Below are 16,307 nucleotides of genomic sequence, written 5' to 3'. Positions count from 1 at the left end.
GCGCGGGATCACTCCCGCACCAGCAGATCGCCGGTGATTTCGCCCACGTTCTTGACGCTGGTCAGCGTCATGGCCACGCGCATTTCCTTCTCCAGCAGGTCGAGCAGATGGGTCACGCCGGCGCCGCCTTCGGCCGCCAGCGCATAGATGAAGGCGCGGCCTATCATGGTGCAGTCGGCGCCCAGGGCCAGCATGCGCACGATGTCCAGGCCGTTGCGGATGCCGGAGTCGGCCAGGATCTTGATCCGTCCCTTGACGGCATCGGCGATGGCCGGCAGCGCTCGGGCCGAGGAGAGGGCGCCGTCGAGCTGGCGCCCGCCGTGGTTGGAGACGATGATGCCGTCGGCGCCGAAGCGCACCGCATCCCTGGCGTCCTCGGGGTCGAGGATACCCTTGATGACCATGGGGCCCTTCCAGAAGTCGCGTATCCACTCCAGGTCCGACCACGAGATCGAGGGGTCGAAGTTGGCGCCCAGATAGCCCATGTAGTCTTCCAGGCTGACGTTCTTGCCCAGGTAGGCGGAGATGTTGCCCAGCGTGTGCGGCCGGCCCCGCAGGCCCACGTCCAGCGCCCACTGCGGATGGGTGGCGGCCTGCAGGTAGCGGCGCAGGGCGGCGCGGGGGCCGCTCATGCCCGAATGCGCGTCGCGGTAGCGCGCGCCGGGCACGGGCATGTCCACGGTGAAGACCAGGGTGGAGACGCCCGCGGCCCGGGCGCGCTCCAGCGCGTTCTTCATGAAGCCGCGGTCCTTGAGCACATAGAGCTGGAACCACATGGGGCGGCTCAGCCTGGGCGCGACTTCCTCGATGGGGCAGACCGAGACGCTGGACATGGTGAAGGGAATGCCTTTCCTGTCGGCAGCCATGGCGGCCTGCACCTCGCCGCGGCGCGCATACATGCCGGTCAGCCCCACGGGCGAGAGGGCCACGGGAATCGAGAACTTCTCGCCGAACAGCTCGATGCCGGTGTCCAGCCGGCTCATGTCCTTGAGCACGCGCTGGCGCAGGGCCACGCCGGCCAGGTCATCCACATTGCGCGCCAGCGTCTTCTCGGCGTAGGCGCCGCCGTCGATGTAGTGGAAAAGAAAGGGCGGCAGGCGCTTTTGCGCGGCCGCGCGGTAGTCGGTCGTGGAGGAGATGATCATGAGAAAAATGCGGCGGAGGAGGAGAAACGGTCCAGCCGCTTGCGCCGGGCGGCATCGGCATCGGATTCGGACAGTTTCTCGTGGACATAGGACAGATGCCGGCCGATGGCGTCCCTGGCCTGTTCGGGTTCGCCATCGACAATGGCCTGCATGAGGTTCTGATGCTGGAGCGTCAGGTGCTCCAGCGTCGAGGGATCGTCGTGCACGAACATCAGGCGCCGGTTCTGGGCCACGGTGCCCAGCACCAGCTCGAAGAGGCTGCCCATGAGCTGCACCAGCACGGCGTTGTGCGAGGCTTCGGCAATGGCCAGGTGGAACTGCGCATCGGAGCGGGCCGCACTGGCGGCATCGCGTGCCTGCTGGTGGCGCAGCATGTCGTCGAAGCAGCGGCGGATGCGGTCCCGGTCCTTGTCGGTGGCGCGCTGGGCCGCATACCAGGCGGTGCTCAGCTCCAGCGCCTGGCGCGCCTCCAGCACGTCGTAGCGGTACTGGGGGTCGTCGCGCAGCAGGTCCTGCAGCGGGGCGACGGCCTGTTCATGCCACAGCGGCACATGCGAGCCCACGAAGGTGCCGGCACCCACGCGGCTTTCCAGCACGCCGCGGCTGGCGAGCTTCTGGATCGCCTCGCGCAGCGCCGTGCGCGACACACCCAGCTGCTCGGCCAGGGCCCGCTCGGTGGGCAGCTTGTCGCCGCTCTGGAGCTGGGTGGTCTGGATCAGCTCCAGCAGTTGCTGGGCAACGCGGTCGGACAGGCGCAGGGCGGGCATGGGATCTACCGGGAGTTTCACGTGGTCGGAATCATCCACGGAAACACATAGGCCTGCAGCGTGCAGATGATGCCGATCAACACCAGGAAGGCCAGGCTGTGCTTGACGGTGAAGCGAAACAGGTCGGACTCCTTGCCGGCCAGGCCCACGGCCGCGCAGGCAATGGCGATGGACTGGGGCGAGATCATCTTGCCGGTCACGCCGCCCGTGGTGTTGGCCGTCACGGCCAGCACCTCGGGCAGGCCCAGCTGGGCGGCCGTCGTGGCCTGCAGCGCGCCGAACAGGGCGTTGGCCGAAGTGTCCGAGCCCGTGAGGAACACGCCCACCCAGCCCAGGAAGGGCGAGAAGAACGCAAAGGCCTTGCCGGTATGGGCCAGGGCCATGGCCAGCGTGGTGGACAGGCCCGAGTAATTGGCGATGAAGGCAAAGGCCAGCACCATGCCGATGGAGTAGATGGGCAGGGCCAGTTCCCTGAAGGTCTCGCCCAGGGTGCGCACGGCCACCGAAGGCTTCAGGCGCAGCAGCGCGATGGCGATCACCGCCGCGATCAGTATGGCCGTGCCCGTGGCCGACAGCCAGTTGAAGGAATACACCGCGCCATAAGGGGTGGCCGAGGCCACCACGGGCGGCATCTTCTGCACCAGGTTGTGCAGCATGGGCACGGGAATGTTGAAGACCGTGCCGGCCAGCGCGCCGCCCGAGGCGAACAGCGCCTTGAAGGGCTTGAGGCTCCAGATCGTCACCATGGCCGTGAGGATGATGAAGGGCGACCAGGCCTTGAGCACCACGCCGGCCGTCAGCTTGATGGAGGACGTGGTCTGGATCTTGGCTGCGCCGGGCTCGGTGTCGAAGCGGAAGATGCGCCGGGGCTGCCAGAACTTCAGGAAGGTGGTCAGCGTCACCAGGGCGAAGATGGCCGAGGTGATGTCCGGCAGCTCGGGGCCGATGTAGTTGGCCGTGAGGAACTGTCCCAGCGCGAAGCTGCCGCCTCCCACCAGCACGGCGGGCCAGGTTTCCTTGACGCCGCGCCAGCCATCCATGATGGCCATGAGCCAGAACAGCACGATGATGGTCATGAACGGCAGCTGGCGGCCGGCCATCTGGCTGATGGCCATGGCATCGACGCCCGAAACCTGGCCGGCCACGATGACGGGAATGCCCATGGCGCCGAAGGCCACGGGCGCGGTATTGCCGATCAGGCACAGGCCGGCCGCATACAGCGGCCTGAAGCCCAGGCCCACGAGCAGCGCCGCGGTGATGGCCACGGGCGCGCCGAAGCCGGCCGCGCCTTCGAGGAAGGCGCCGAAGCAAAAGCCCACCAGGATCAGCTGCAGGCGCTGGTCCTCGGTCACCGACAGGATGGAGGAGCGGATGATGTCGAACTGCCCGGTCTTGACCGAGACCTTGTAGAGAAACACCGCCGCGACGATGATCCAGGCAATCGGCCACAGGCCGTAGAAGAAGCCGTAGACGCCCGCGGCCAGCGCGTTGGCGACCGGCATGCGGTAGAAAAGCAGCGCCACGGCCAGCGACAGCGCCACCGTGATGGAGCCCGCCACATAGCCCTTGAGCCGCAGCCGGGTCAGCGCGAGGAAGAAAAAGAGGATGGGTATCAGCGCCACCAGCGCCGACACCCACACATTGCCGGCGGGGTCGTAGTTCTGCGACCAGATTTCTTGCATTGCCTTGATCTCCTGGAGAGGCGCGGGGAGGGCAACCCTCCTGACTGTCCAGAAGTCTTCCCCGTCCATTTTTCAAAATCGACCCTGTGCAAAACCGGTGCCGCCGCGCCAGGGGCGGGCCTGATGGGTTCCGGTTTTGGTGGCTAATTGGTGTTACCAATTTATGCCAATCACGAGTGGGGTGGATTGTATGAATGGGTTTTTACAGGGTGTTTAATGGTTTTCCCTGGTCTGAAATAATTAATTGGTAATACCAATTTAAGGGGGAAGCATGAAAAAAACCGCAGGCCTGGAGCGCTGCGGCTTTTTGCGGGGAGGCCACGCTGTGGCCTGGTGCTGAGGAAAAGGAGCCGGATCGGGCTCAGTTCACCATCAGGTGGAACGGCCAGACATAGGCCTGCAGGGTCACGAAGATGCCCATCAGGCAGGCCAGCGCGATCGAGTGGAAGAACACATAGCGCAGGATGTCGCCTTCATGGTTGAACCAGCGCGTGGCGGTGGAGGCCACGACGATGGACTGGGCGTCGATCATCTTGCCCATCACGCCGCCCGAGCTGTTGGCTGCGCCCATGAGGTTGGGCGACAGGCCCAGCTGGTCGGCCGCCACTTTCTGCATGCCGCCGAACAGCACGTTGGACGCGGTGTCCGAGCCCGTGAGCGCCACGCCCAGCCAGCCCATCAGCGTGCCGAAGAAGGGGTAGAGCACGCCGGTGTTGGCAAACGCCAGGCCTAGCGTGGTGTCGGTACCCGAGTAGCGCGTCAGCGTGCCCAGGGCCAGCATCAGCACGATGGTCAGCAGCGAGTAGCGCACGATGTAGATGGTCTTGAAGAACTGGCCCACGAGCTGCGCCGGGTTGTACTTCATGACCAGGCCGCCGACGATGGCCGACAGCAGAATGCCGGTGCCGGTGGCCGACAGCAGGTTGAGCACGTAGACGGCGCCTTCCTTGGTGGGCTGCTTGACCACGGGCGGCATCTTCTCGATCAGCTTGTCCAGGCCGTCGATGGGGAAGGAGGGGCTGAAGATGCCGTTGAGCGCGGCCTTGACCGAAGGCAGGCCCCAGATGAAGACGAAGACCGTGAGAATGGCCCAGGGCGTCCAGGCGCGGATCACGTCGGCACGCGAGTGCTTGGCGACGGCGCGCGGCGCCTCGGTCTCGCCCTGGCCGCTCTCATGGCCGCGCAGCGTGGTGGTGCGCCAGATGTTCCGGGGCTGCCAGACGCGCAGAAAGCCCACCAGGCAGACCATGGAGACGATGGCCGCGATGATGTCCACCAGCTCGGGGCCGATGAAGTTGGACACCAGGTACTGCGGGATCGCGAACGACACGCCGGTCACCAGGATGGCGGGCCAGATCTCCATCATGGCCTTGCGCCCGGCAAAGGCCCAGATCAGCCAGAACGGCACCAGCACCGAGAAGAAAGGCAGCTGGCGGCCGATCATGGCCGTCACTTCCATCAGGTCGTAGCCGTGCACCTTGGCCAGCGTGATCACGGGCGTGCCCAGCGCGCCGAAGGCCACGGGCGCGGTATTGGCGATCAGCGACAGTCCCGAGGCGGCCAGCGGCGAAAAGCCCAGGCCGATCAGGATGGCGGCCGTCACGGCCACGGGCGTGCCGAAGCCGGCCGCTCCCTCGAAGAAGGCGCCGAAGGCGAAGGCGATCAGCAGCAGCTGGATGCGGCGGTCCTCGGTGATGCCGGCAATCGAATCCTGCAGGATCTTGAAGCTGCCGTTCTTCTCGGTCAGCTGGTGCAGGAAGATGATGTTGAGCACGATCCAGCCTATGGGCAGCAGGCCGGTGAGGCCGCCGAGCATGGCCGCGCGGCCGGCCATGTCGGCCGGCATGTTGTAGACGAAGATGGCGATGACCAGCGCGGCGATCAGGCCCGCGCCTGCGGCCAGGTGGGCCTTCATGTGCAGAAAGCCCAGGCCGACCAGCATCACCACGACCGGCACGGCCGCCAGCAATGTGGACAGCCACATATTGGACAGGGGGTCATAGACTTGTTGCCAGACCATTGTTGTTCTCCTCGAAAGTGCGTTATTTGTGGGCGCGATGGTGGCGGGAGCGCAAAAATTGCGCACTAGCGTTAGCCCTTGGTTCTGTTGCGCTGCAGAAAATTTCAAAGCGCGCATAAATCACTTCAAACCCGAGCCGCTGTGCGGATTGGGCCGGGCGCACTACCATCGGGCCCAATCGAATAACAAGGGATTCAACCGTGGCGACCGATCTTTCCAAAATGACCTGCATCGAGGACCTGCGCGTGGTGGCCGAGGGCCGCGTGCCGCGCATGTTCTACGACTATGCGGACTCGGGCTCGTGGACCGAAGGCACCTACCGCGCCAACGAGGCCGACTTCCAGGCCATCAAGCTGCGCCAGCGCGTGGCGGTGAACATGGAAGGCCGTACCACGGCCGCCACCATGGTGGGACAGCCGGCCACGATGCCCGTGGCCATCGCGCCCGTGGGCCTGACGGGCATGCAGCATGCCGACGGCGAGATCCACGCCGCCCGCGCGGCCGAGAAGTTCGGCATCCCGTTCACGCTGTCGACCATGAGCATCTGCTCCATCGAGGACATTGCAGAGAACACCGGCTCCTCGCTGGTGTTCTGGTTCCAGCTGTACATGATGCGCGACCGCGAGGCCATGGTGCGCATGATCCAGCGCGCCAAGGACGCCGGATGCAGCGCCCTGGTGCTCACGCTGGACCTGCAGGTGATCGGCCAGCGCCACAAGGACATCAAGAACGGCCTGACCGCGCCGCCGCGCCCCACGCTCAGGAACATCCTCAACCTCATGACCAAGCCGCGCTGGTGCCTGGGCATGGCGGGCACGCAGCGCCGCACCTTCCGCAACCTCGTGGGCCATGTGAAGGGCGTGTCGGACATGAATTCGCTGGCCGCCTGGACCAACGAGCAGTTCGACCCGCGCCTGTCGTGGGCCGATGTGGCCTGGGTCAAGCAGCAGTGGGGTGGCAAGCTCATCCTCAAGGGCATCATGGAGGTGGAGGATGCGGTGCTGGCCGCGCAATACGGCGCCGACGCCATCGTGGTCAGCAACCACGGCGGGCGCCAGCTCGACGGCGCGCCTTCGTCCATCGCGGCGCTGCCGGCCATCGTCGATGCGGTGGGTGACAAGCTCGAAGTCTGGATGGACGGCGGCATCCGCAGCGGCCAGGACGTGCTCAAGGCCTGGGCCCTGGGAGCGCGCGGCACCATGATCGGCCGCTCCATGGTCTATGGCCTGGGCGCCTATGGCGAAGCCGGCGTGACCCGCGCGCTGCAGATCATTCACAAGGAACTGGATGTGAGCATGGCCTTTTGCGGCCACACCAACATCCAGACAGTGGATCGCTCCATCCTCGTGCCCGGCACCTATCCGCGGCCACCGCAGCAGGCCTGAGCGGCTGCGGCTTCAGGCAAAAAGCCTGCGCCTTGCATGCAAGGCGCAGGCTTTTTTCATCGCCGTGCCGCCCCAAGATGAAAACGCCCTTCTTGGAGGGCAGCGACCACACGCAGTGGGGAGCGTGGGGAGCCCTTTTTCATCGCCAGGCCGCCCCAGGAGGAAAAGCGTCCCACCCTGAAGGGTTGCGACTGCCCGATAGCGGGGAGCATGGGCATCCGTTTTTCATGGCCGGCCCGCTTCAGGCCGGCTGCGCCGCGCGGACCTGGGCCGCCCGCGCATCGGCCAGCAGCCGGTTGGCCGCGCTGAGCAGGGCGCGCACGGAGGCGGTGACGATGTTGCTGTCGCGGCCGGCGCCGAAACGCGTGCCGGCCACGCCGGGCAGGGCGGCTTCGACAATCGCCATGGCCTGGGCATCGGCGCCATGGCCCAGCGCACGCTCCTCGTAGTGGTCTATGCGCAGGGCCAGGCCCAGCGCCTGGTGCAGGGCGCTAGCCGCAGCTTCGATGGGCCCGTTGCCCGTGCCCGTCCAGCTGTGCAACCCTCCGCCAGCATCCTGCAGCACCAGCGTGATGCGCTGGCCGTCGCCCGTCTCGGCCAGGCTGTGGCGCAGATAGCTCCAGGCTGCGGCGCTCGGCTGCAGGTAGGTGCGCTCGAACAGCTGCCACAGCGCATCGCTGCCCAGCTCGGCTTCGCTGGCATCGGCCAGCTTCTGGACCACGGCGCTGAACTCCACCTGCATGCGGCGCGGCAGGACCACGCCATGGTCGCGCTGCAGCAGATAGCTGATGCCGCCCTTGCCCGACTGGCTGTTGACGCGCACGATGCTGTCGTAGGTGCGGCCCAGGTCCTGGGGATCCACGGGCAGATAGGGCACGCGCCAGGGCGCGCCGGGTTTCTGGGCCGCAAAGCCCTTGGCGATGGCATCCTGGTGCGAGCCCGAGAAGGCCGTGAACACCAGGTCGCCCACATAGGGATGGCGCGGATGGATGGGCAGGGCCGTGCACTCCTCGGCAATGCGGGCCACGGCCGCGATGTCGGAGAAATCCAGGCCCGGATCGATGCCCTGGGTGTAGAGATTGAGCGCCAGCGTCACCAGGTCCAGGTTGCCGCTGCGCTCGCCGTTGCCGAACAGGCAGCCTTCCACGCGCTGGGCGCCGGCCAGCAATGCCTGCTCGGCGCAGGCCACGCCCGTGCCGCGGTCGTTGTGCGGGTGGACCGACAGCACGATGTGATCGCGCCGCTCCAGCCGCCGGTGCATCCATTCGATCTGGTCGGCAAACACATTGGCCGTGCTCACCTCCACCGTGGTCGGCAGGTTCACGATCATGGGTCGGCCCGGGCCCGCATCCCAGGCGCAGATGGCCGCGTTGCAGACGGCCAGCGACACCTCGAGCTCGGCCATGCAGAAGGTCTCCGGCGAATACTGCAGCACCCATTCGGTCCCGGGCTGGGCGTCGGTCAATTCGCGCAGCAGGCGGATATGGTGTTCGACCATGGCGATGATCTCGGGCACGTCCATGCCGAAGACGATCTCCCGCCAGGCCGGCGCCACGGCGTTGTAGAAATGGACGATGGCGCGGCGCGCGCCCGCCATGCTCCGTACCGTGGTGCGGATCAGCTCCTCGCGCAGCTGGGTGATGGCCATGGGCGTCACGTCGGCGGGGATCAGTCCGTGGTCGATCAGGTGGCGCACGATATCGAAGTCGGTCTGCGAAGCCGAGGGGAAGCCCACCTCGATCTCCTTGAAGCCCAGGCGCACGAGTTCCTGGAACAGGCGCAGCTTGCGTTCGCGGTTCATGGGCTCGAACAGCGCCTGGTTGCCGTCGCGCAGATCGGTGGACAGCCAGACGGGAGCCTGCTCGATGCGCCGCGATGGCCACTGGCGGTCGGCCAGCTCGACGGCGGGATGGGGACGGTATTTGGTATGCGGATTCTTCAGCATGGGAGCCCTTCGGGGACAGTGGAAACCAGGTGTCAACTCCCCTGGCCGGGCATGCCGGCGCCGCGGGGCCGGGGTCAGGGGGAGTTGCTGGCGCGGGGCAGGCGGCTGCACCCAGGCGCGGGCCGACCCCGGCCGCAGGTCAGTGCTGGCGGTAGTCGTAGCGATGGCTGGGGCAGGCGGTCCATGGGGCGGGACAAAAAGGCTTGAAGCGGAAACTGCGCCCAGCTTAGGAAACCGTGGCCTGGCTTGCTCTATAGAATCTGGCGAATTCTGTTGAATTCTGGACAAAACCATGCCGCAGCCTGCAGCGGCACGGCTGCGCAAGCTGCCGGCCGCATCTCCCGACAGCATCGATTTCGCACCGCATGAACATGCGCCGTTGCCCATGGTCGGGGTGGCCGTGGACTATCCGGCGGGGCTGAAGGTCGAGCCCCACAGCCATGCCCAGTGCCAGCTGCTGTATGCGGTGCAGGGCGTGCTGGAGGTGCGCACGCGGACCAGCCGCTGGCTGGTGCCGCCGAGCAAGGCCGTGTGGCTCACGCCGCATGTGGAGCACGGCCTGCGCATGCGCGGGGCCGTGCGCGTGCGCAGCCTGCTGGTGAACCGGGAACTGCTGGCACCGGCGCAGCGCGAGCGCCTGCCTGCGCAGGACTGCGTGATCGGGGTCTCGCCGCTGCTGCGGGCGCTGATCACCGAAGTGGCCCACTGGCCCGTGGACGGGCAGCGCGGTCGGCGCGAACTGCTGCTGGTGGCCCTGCTGCTGGAAGAGCTGGGCCTGCCCGGCGAGGCGCTGTTCCACCTGCCCTGGCCCGCATCCGCCAGGCTGGCCCGGGTCTGCGAGCAGCTCGTGGCCGAGCCCGGCGATGCGCGCCTGGCCGAGGACTGGGCCGCTGCGCTGGGCATGAGCGCCAAGACCTTCCACCGCCATTTCGAGAAGGCCACGGGCCTGGGCTTTGGCCGCTGGCGCCAGCGCGCGCGCCTGCTGGGCTCGCTGCCGGCCCTGCTGTCGGGCCAGCCCATCGTGCAGGTGGCACTGCAGGCGGGTTATGAAAGCCACAGCGCCTACAGCCTGGCCTTCCGGTCGCAGATGGGCATGCCGCCGTCTGCCTTCGCGGCGCAAAGCCGCGCAGCAGGCTGAACGGCACGGGCGGCGACTTCCGTTTCAGCAGGCCCCGCTTCGCGGCCTGCGCCGGCTTGCATGCAGCAGGCGCACCGCGCCAATCACGCAGGCGCGCGGTGCCGGGGGCCGCTATCCTCTGCGCTCGGGCCGCGGCCGTCGCGGGCCGCACAACATGATTTGCGCAGAACCGGCCGGAGCAGGGCGCTCCCCGGGAATGGAGCCCTGGCTCCGGCGGGCGCCGATCCTCGACAAGAAGGCATGCAGCAATGGGGAGTCTGGGAATGGAATATCTGTGGGTGCCGGTGGTGCTGTTCGCCGCCGCGGCCCAGACGGTGCGCAACACGGCCCAGCGTTCGCTGACGGCCCAGGTCGGCACCCTGCCGGCCACGCTGGTGCGTTTTCTCTACGGCCTCCCGTTCGCGGCCCTGTATCTGCTGGCGCTGTACCTGCTGGGCGACCGGCCCCGCATGCTGCCGCAGTTTTCCTGGGCCTATCTGGGCTGGATCGCGCTGGGCGCTTTCTTCCAGGTGGCGGCCACGGCCGCGCTGCTGCTGGCCATGAAGGAGCGCAATTTCGCGGTGGCGGTCACGCTGTCCAAGACCGAGGTGCTGCAGGTCGCGCTGTTTGCGGCCGTCTTCCTGCACGAATTGCCCGGCCGCTGGGCGCTGCTGGCCATGGTGCTGGCCACGGTGGGCGTGCTGATCCTGTCGCTGCCGCCGCGCGGCCAGTTGCTCACGCTCTCGGCCTGGGCCAGCCGGTCCTCGCTGTACGGGCTGGTTTGCGGCGCCTGCTTTGCGCTGGCCACCATCGGCTTTCGCGGCGGCGCGGTGGAGCTGGCCCGGCTGGGCGAAGCCTCGCCCTGGCTGTCGGGCGCCTGGGGCGTGCTGATCGCCCAGACGCTGCAGACGCTGGGCCTGGGCGCCTGGATCGCCTACCGGCACGAGCAGGGGCTGCGCCCCGTCTTCCGCGCCTGGCGCGTATCGCTGCTGGCCGGCAGCATGGGCGCGGCGGCCTCGCTGGCCTGGTTCACGGCCTATGCGATCCAGGGCGCGGCGCCGGTGCGCACGCTGGGCATGGTGGAGGTGGTATTCAGCTACCTGGTCTCGCGCCGCGTGCTCAGCGAAAAGCTGTCGCTGCCCGAAAAGCTGGGCATGGGCCTGATGATGCTGGGCCTGCTGCTGATCTGTCTGCAGGGTGCATGAAATTCGATAGCTGCCAGCGCCTGCCATTGCTGGATGTTGAATGGAAAAGAAATCAAAACCATTTGATGGCAAGCGACAAAAGCTCATGATTCGATAGCGGTCCGTATCGGAAAAAGAGCGGCGCCACTGCCGCCGAGCCCCGCCTGCCTTCACAGGCTTTGGCGTAGGAACCCATAGCGTCGGGCTCTTTTTGGCAGAATGACGGCTCTTGCCCATCGATCGGCAGGGCGGCGCGGCCGCTTTGTCGCCGGGCACCCGACCGGGGTGACTCCACGGGCGATGCCTGAGTGGCCGCTTGCGCCAGCGTCTGGCGCTCTTCGCGCACTTCATCGCCTGATCTTTTGCAGCGGCCGCTGCCAGCCTGGCGACCGCTTTTCCGCGTTGGCGGCGCCATGCAGCGAGATGCCGCAACCGCAAAGTCGAGCCGACGGTCAGGTCGCCCAGGGTTGCATTCACCTGATGATTCGGAAACTTCATGTCCCAGCCCACGTCCGCGGATGCGCCTGCCCAGGCGCATGATTCCGCGCAGACGCCGCATTTGCACCGAGTGCTCAAGGCGCGCCACCTGAGCATGATCGCCATCGGCGGCGCCATCGGCACCGGCCTGTTCGTGGCCTCGGGCTCGGCCATTGCCCAGGTCGGCCCCGGCGGCGCCGTGCTGACCTATCTGACCATCGGCATCATGGTCTACTACCTGATGACCAGCCTGGGCGAGCTGGCCGCCTTCATGCCCGTGGCCGGCTCGTTTTCCACCTATGCCTCGCGCTACGTGGACAAGGGCTTCGGCTTCGCGCTGGGCTGGAACTTCTGGTTCAGCTGGGCCGTGGTGGTGGCGGTGGACCTGGTGGCCTCGCAGCTGGTGATGGCCTACTGGTTCCCCGACGTGCCGGGCATCCTCTGGAGCGGCATCTTCATGCTGGTCATGCTCGGGCTCAATGCCTTCTCGGCCAAGGGCTTCGGCGAGGCCGAATACTGGTTCGCGCTGATCAAGGTGCTGGCCGTGCTCGGCTTTCTGGTCACCGGCGTGCTGATCCTGGCAGGCATCATCCATACGGGCCACATGCCGGGTTTCGAGAACTGGACCGTGGGCGAGGCGCCCTTCGTGGGCAATTTCGCCACCTTCGTGGGCGTGGCCATGATCGTGGCCTACTCCTTCCAGGGCACGGAACTGGTGGGCGTGGCCGCGGGCGAGTCCGAGAATCCGCGCGAGAACGTGCCGCACGCCATCCGCCAGGTGTTCTGGCGCATTCTGCTGTTCTACGTGCTGGCCATCATCGTCATCGGCTTTCTGATTCCCTATACCGATCCGCAGCTGCTGCGCACCGATGTGGCCGACATTGCCGTGAGCCCCTTCACGCTGGTGTTCCAGCACGCGGGCCTGCTGGGCGCCGCCACGGTGATGAATGCGGTGATCCTGACCTCGGTGCTGTCGGCCGGCAACTCCGGGCTGTATGCTGCCACCCGCATGCTCTACAACATGGCCACCGAGGGCAATGCGCCGCGCGTGTTCGCCAGGCTCACGGGCAACGGCGTGCCGCTGTACGCGCTGACCGGCAGCACCGTGATCGCGAGCCTGTGCCTGTTCTCGTCGCTGTACAGCCCGCAGGCCGTGTACATCTGGCTGCTCAACCTGGCGGGGATGACGGAGTTCCTCGTCTGGCTCAGCATCGCGGTGTGCCACTACCGCTTCCGCCGCGGCTATGTCATGCACGGCTACGACGTGAACCTGCTGCCCTACAAGGCCGGCATGTTTCCCTTCGGTCCCATCCTGGCCTTCGTGTTGTGCCTGATCGTCACGCTGGGCCAGAACTACCAGGCCTTTCTGCAGGACAAGGTGGACTGGGGCGGCGTGGTCTCCACCTATCTGGCGATCCCGCTGTTCCTGGGCTGCTGGCTCGGCTACTGGCTGGTCAAGCGCAGGACCTGGGTGCGCTATGCCGACATGCGCTTCGACGAGACCGATGCCATCCGCAGCGAGGCTGCGCAAGGAATGCGCTGAGCGCTGGCGGGCCGTTGCCGCGCCCGCCTGCAAAATGCGCGGCCATAGGCACAATAGCGGCCTGTGACGGATTCCTCTCCTGCCCGGCCGGCGCTGCCGCGCCGCATTGCCCACCTGGACATGGATGCTTTCTACGCGTCCGTGGAGCTGCTGCGCTACCCCCAGCTCAAGGGCCTGCCCGTGGTGATCGGCGGCAGCCGCCGCGCGCCCGACGACGAGCTGCTGGCGCGCCATGCGGGCCTGCCGCTGCACGAGATTCCCGTGGCCGAGTTCCCGCTGCTCAGGGACTACGTGGGCCGCGGCGTCATCACCACGGCCACCTATGCGGCCCGCCAGTTCGGCGTGGGCTCGGCCATGGGGCTCATGAAGGCCGCACGGCTCTGCCCCCAGGCCATCTTGCTGCCCGTGGACTTTGCCGAGTACCGGCGCTTTTCCAAGGCCTTCAAGGACGTGATCCTGTCGATCGCGCCGGTCATGGAAAACCGCGGCGTGGACGAGGTCTACATCGACTTCACCGAGGTGCCCGGCGGCCAGCGCGAGGGCGGGCGCGTGCTCGCGCGGCTGATCCAGAAATCCATCTTCGAGGCCACGGGCCTGACCTGCTCGGTGGGCGTGGCGCCCAACAAGCTGCTGGCCAAGATGGCCAGCGAGTTCAACAAACCCAACGGCATCTCCATCGTCCAGCCCGAAGACCTGCAGACGCTGATCTGGCCGCTGGCCTGCCGCAAGCTCAACGGCATAGGCCCCAAGGCCGACGCCAAGCTCAAGGGCCTGGGCATAGAGACGCTGGGACAGCTGGCGGCGCAGAGCCTGCCCTGGCTGGTGCAGCACTTCGGCAAATCCTATGGCGCCTGGCTGCATGCCGCGGCCTGGGGCCGGGACGACAAGCCGGTGGTGACGCAGAGCGAGCCCGTGTCCATGAGCCGCGAGACCACGTTCGACCGCGACCTGCATGCGGTGCGCGACAGGCAGGAGTTGGGCGCCATCTTCACCGACCTGTGCGAGCGGCTGGCCGAAGACCTGCAGCGCAAGGGCTACATGGGGCGCACCGTGGGCATCAAGCTGCGCTACGACGATTTCAGGATCGCCACGCGCGACCACACGCTGGCACTGCCCGTGGACGATGCGGCCGCGCTGCGCCAGGCCGCGGGCCAGTGCCTCAAGCGCGTGCCGCTGACCCGGCGGCTGCGTCTGCTGGGCGTGCGCGTCGGCGCCCTGGTGCGCACCCGGGAATGGGTGGCGGCGGCGGGCGATCCGCTGGCGCGCGAGCTGCTGCTCAGGCCCGCGCCCCAGACCTCCGAGCAGGATGCGGACCCCTACACGGCGTCCCTGTTCTGACTGCCCCAGTACGGCAATTGCGGTATGCGATGATGACGCAAATGTGAAATTGTGTATCTGGTGACGAGGGTATCGGCCTGGCGCATGCAGTGTTTCACAAAAGCAATCAACGAATCGAGGAGTTTTCCATGCGCCAGAACCTGCCGGTGACCCAGCGCAACCATGACTATCCGGGCGACGAGCTGCTGGTGTCCACCACCAATACCAAGGGCGAGATCACGCACTGCAACCCGGCTTTCGTGCGCGTGAGCGGCTACTCCTATGAGGAACTGATCGGCCAGCCGCACAATCTGATCCGCCATCCCGACATGCCGGCCGCCGCCTTCAAGGACATGTGGCGCACCATCGCCCACGGCTATCCGTGGACGGCCCTGGTCAAGAACCGCCGCAAGAACGGCGACCACTACTGGGTGCGCGCCAACGTCACGCCCATCATGGAGGGCGGCAGGCCCAGCGGCTACCTGTCCGTGCGCACCAAGCCCGAGCCGCGCGAGATCGAGGCGGCCGAGGCTCTGTACCAGCGCATGCGCAGCGAAGCCGAAAAAGGCCGGCCGACCTTCCGCCTGCGCGGCGGCGAACTGCGCCGCCTGGGCCTGATGGGCTGGTGGGATGCGCGCCAGGACGTAGGCCTGGTGGCCCGCATGGCACTGCTGTTGGTCATGGTCGGCAGCATGGCCATGCTGCCCGATCTGCTGGGCTGGCAGGGCGCCCTGGCCTGGGGCACGCGCCTGGCCGCGCTGGTGCTGGGCGGGGGCTTTGTGCTGTGGCGCTTCCAGCGGCGCTGCGTCGCGGGTCTGGAGGAAGCCAGCCGCTTTGCCGCCGATATTGCCAGCTGCAACCTGGGCACGGCCAGCAGCAGGAACTACAGCGGCACCATGGGCACGCTGATGCAGCGCCTGCAGCAGATCCAGAGCAATCTGCGCGCGGTGGTGGGCGATGTGCGCACCGAAGTGCGCAACTTTGCCGACACGGCCCACGAAATCGCCCAAAGCAGCTTCGACCTGGCCAGCCGCACCGAATCCCAGTCCAGCAATCTGCAGCAGACCGCGGCCTCGATGGAGGAGATTTCAGGCACGGTGGCGCAGACGGCCGACACGGCCCAGCACATGGCGCTGGAAAGTGACCAGAGCAAGCAGGTGGCCAGCCGCAGCGGCGCCGCCATCAGCGAGGTGGGCGCGGCCATGGAGCACATCCGCGGTTCGTCCACGCGCATGAGCGAGATCATCGGCGTGATCGAGAGCATTGCCTTCCAGACCAATCTGCTGGCACTGAACGCCGCGGTAGAGGCCGCGCGTGCGGGCGAACAGGGCCGCGGCTTTGCCGTGGTGGCCGGCGAGGTGCGGGCGCTGGCCCAGCGCAGCGCCACGGCGGCCAAGGAAATCAGCGGCCTGATCACGCGCACCGTGGACGGCATCAACGACGGCAATGCGCGCATGCGCGCCGCGGGCGAGACCATCAACGGCATGGTCGATGCGGTGGACCGCGTCAGCGCCCTGGTGCACCAGATCAGCATTGCGACGCGTGAACAGTCGATAGGCATTGCCCAGGTCAACGAGGCCGTGGCCCAGCTCGATTCGGTCACGCAGCAGAACGCGGCACTGGTGGAGCAGTCCACCGGCGCGGCCGATTCGTTGCGCCTGAGCGCCAAGACGCTGGAGCGCTCGGTGGACGTGTTCCACCTGTAGTGCGGCGCTTGTGCCGCGC

Annotated in this window: 11 protein-coding genes; 6 read left to right on the top strand and 5 right to left on the bottom strand. The window is 67.1% G+C overall.

The window, feature by feature from the left end; translation table 11 throughout:
* Positions 1 to 8: 8 nt before the first annotated feature.
* The 4 genes from lldD to Cte04_RS04575 form a co-directional block, all read right to left on the bottom strand.
* Positions 9 to 1,145, bottom strand: coding sequence for an FMN-dependent L-lactate dehydrogenase LldD (gene lldD / locus Cte04_RS04590; protein ID WP_066472798.1), 1,137 nt, complete (start codon positions 1,143 to 1,145; stop codon positions 9 to 11).
* Positions 1,142 to 1,912, bottom strand: coding sequence for a transcriptional regulator LldR (gene lldR, locus Cte04_RS04585; RefSeq protein ID WP_066472787.1), 771 nt, complete (start codon positions 1,910 to 1,912; stop codon positions 1,142 to 1,144). Before lldR ends, lldD begins: the two co-directional genes overlap by 4 nt.
* A 17-nt stretch (positions 1,913 to 1,929) precedes the next feature.
* Positions 1,930 to 3,594 (bottom strand): L-lactate permease, encoded by a 1,665-nt coding sequence (gene lldP, locus Cte04_RS04580; protein WP_066472784.1) that lies wholly within the window; start codon positions 3,592 to 3,594, stop codon positions 1,930 to 1,932.
* 361 nt (positions 3,595 to 3,955) lie between these two features.
* A complete protein-coding gene (locus Cte04_RS04575) occupies positions 3,956 to 5,614 on the bottom strand; it encodes an L-lactate permease (RefSeq protein WP_066472781.1) in 1,659 nt (552 codons plus the stop codon).
* A gap of 221 nt (positions 5,615 to 5,835) precedes the next feature.
* Here Cte04_RS04575 and Cte04_RS04570 point away from each other — a divergent pair, with 221 nt between their 5' ends.
* On the top strand, positions 5,836 to 6,999 hold the full coding sequence (locus Cte04_RS04570; RefSeq protein WP_066472771.1) for an alpha-hydroxy acid oxidase: 1,164 nt from the start codon (positions 5,836 to 5,838) through the stop codon (positions 6,997 to 6,999).
* A 241-nt stretch (positions 7,000 to 7,240) separates the two neighbouring features.
* On the opposite strand, the gene Cte04_RS04565 is transcribed toward Cte04_RS04570, so the two are convergent.
* Positions 7,241 to 8,944, bottom strand: a complete 1,704-nt coding sequence (locus Cte04_RS04565) for a 2-isopropylmalate synthase (RefSeq protein ID WP_066472769.1) — start codon at positions 8,942 to 8,944, stop codon at positions 7,241 to 7,243.
* Between the two features lie 292 nt (positions 8,945 to 9,236).
* Between Cte04_RS04565 and Cte04_RS04560 the strand changes: the two genes are divergently transcribed.
* The 5 genes from Cte04_RS04560 to Cte04_RS04540 all read left to right on the top strand — a co-directional run bounded on the left by Cte04_RS04560 (position 9,237) and on the right by Cte04_RS04540 (position 16,288).
* Positions 9,237 to 10,082: an AraC family transcriptional regulator gene (locus Cte04_RS04560; protein WP_066472766.1), complete on the top strand. Its 846-nt coding sequence runs from the start codon at positions 9,237 to 9,239 to the stop codon at positions 10,080 to 10,082.
* Between the two features lie 248 nt (positions 10,083 to 10,330).
* Complete coding sequence (locus Cte04_RS04555) at positions 10,331 to 11,266, top strand: EamA family transporter (RefSeq protein ID WP_066472762.1); 936 nt, start codon at positions 10,331 to 10,333, stop codon at positions 11,264 to 11,266.
* A gap of 475 nt (positions 11,267 to 11,741) precedes the next feature.
* Entirely contained in the window at positions 11,742 to 13,265 is a 1,524-nt protein-coding gene (locus Cte04_RS04550; protein ID WP_066472761.1) for an amino acid permease, read from the top strand.
* A gap of 120 nt (positions 13,266 to 13,385) precedes the next feature.
* Entirely contained in the window at positions 13,386 to 14,603 is a 1,218-nt protein-coding gene (gene dinB, locus Cte04_RS04545; protein WP_083526530.1) for a DNA polymerase IV, read from the top strand.
* Positions 14,604 to 14,731: 128 nt separating this feature from the next.
* The gene (locus tag Cte04_RS04540) at positions 14,732 to 16,288 is read left to right on the top strand and encodes a methyl-accepting chemotaxis protein (protein WP_066472753.1); all 1,557 of its coding nucleotides are present in this window, start codon (positions 14,732 to 14,734) and stop codon (positions 16,286 to 16,288) included.
* Positions 16,289 to 16,307: the final 19 nt, after the last annotated feature.

Origin of the sequence: Comamonas terrae (assembly GCF_001544075.1) — a bacterium.
GTDB classification, from domain to species: domain Bacteria; phylum Pseudomonadota; class Gammaproteobacteria; order Burkholderiales; family Burkholderiaceae_C; genus Comamonas; species Comamonas terrae.
The sequence above is the reverse complement of the archived record's forward strand: the minus strand, read 5'-3'. Positions and strand labels throughout refer to the sequence as shown.

What these genes read in the sequence shown, in the direction of transcription:
- dinB (WP_083526530.1), top strand. Translation starts at nt 13,386, where the DNA reads ATGGATGCTTTCTACGCGTCCGTGGAGCTGCTGCGCTACCCCCAGCTC.
- lldR (WP_066472787.1), bottom strand. Translation starts at nt 1,912, where the DNA reads ATGCCCGCCCTGCGCCTGTCCGACCGCGTTGCCCAGCAACTGCTGGAG.
- Cte04_RS04550 (WP_066472761.1), top strand. Translation starts at nt 11,742, where the DNA reads ATGTCCCAGCCCACGTCCGCGGATGCGCCTGCCCAGGCGCATGATTCC.
- Cte04_RS04575 (WP_066472781.1), bottom strand. Translation starts at nt 5,614, where the DNA reads ATGGTCTGGCAACAAGTCTATGACCCCCTGTCCAATATGTGGCTGTCC.
- lldD (WP_066472798.1), bottom strand. Translation starts at nt 1,145, where the DNA reads ATGATCATCTCCTCCACGACCGACTACCGCGCGGCCGCGCAAAAGCGC.
- Cte04_RS04560 (WP_066472766.1), top strand. Translation starts at nt 9,237, where the DNA reads ATGCCGCAGCCTGCAGCGGCACGGCTGCGCAAGCTGCCGGCCGCATCT.
- lldP (WP_066472784.1), bottom strand. Translation starts at nt 3,594, where the DNA reads ATGCAAGAAATCTGGTCGCAGAACTACGACCCCGCCGGCAATGTGTGG.
- Cte04_RS04540 (WP_066472753.1), top strand. Translation starts at nt 14,732, where the DNA reads ATGCGCCAGAACCTGCCGGTGACCCAGCGCAACCATGACTATCCGGGC.
- Cte04_RS04570 (WP_066472771.1), top strand. Translation starts at nt 5,836, where the DNA reads ATGACCTGCATCGAGGACCTGCGCGTGGTGGCCGAGGGCCGCGTGCCG.
- Cte04_RS04555 (WP_066472762.1), top strand. Translation starts at nt 10,331, where the DNA reads ATGGGGAGTCTGGGAATGGAATATCTGTGGGTGCCGGTGGTGCTGTTC.
- Cte04_RS04565 (WP_066472769.1), bottom strand. Translation starts at nt 8,944, where the DNA reads ATGCTGAAGAATCCGCATACCAAATACCGTCCCCATCCCGCCGTCGAG.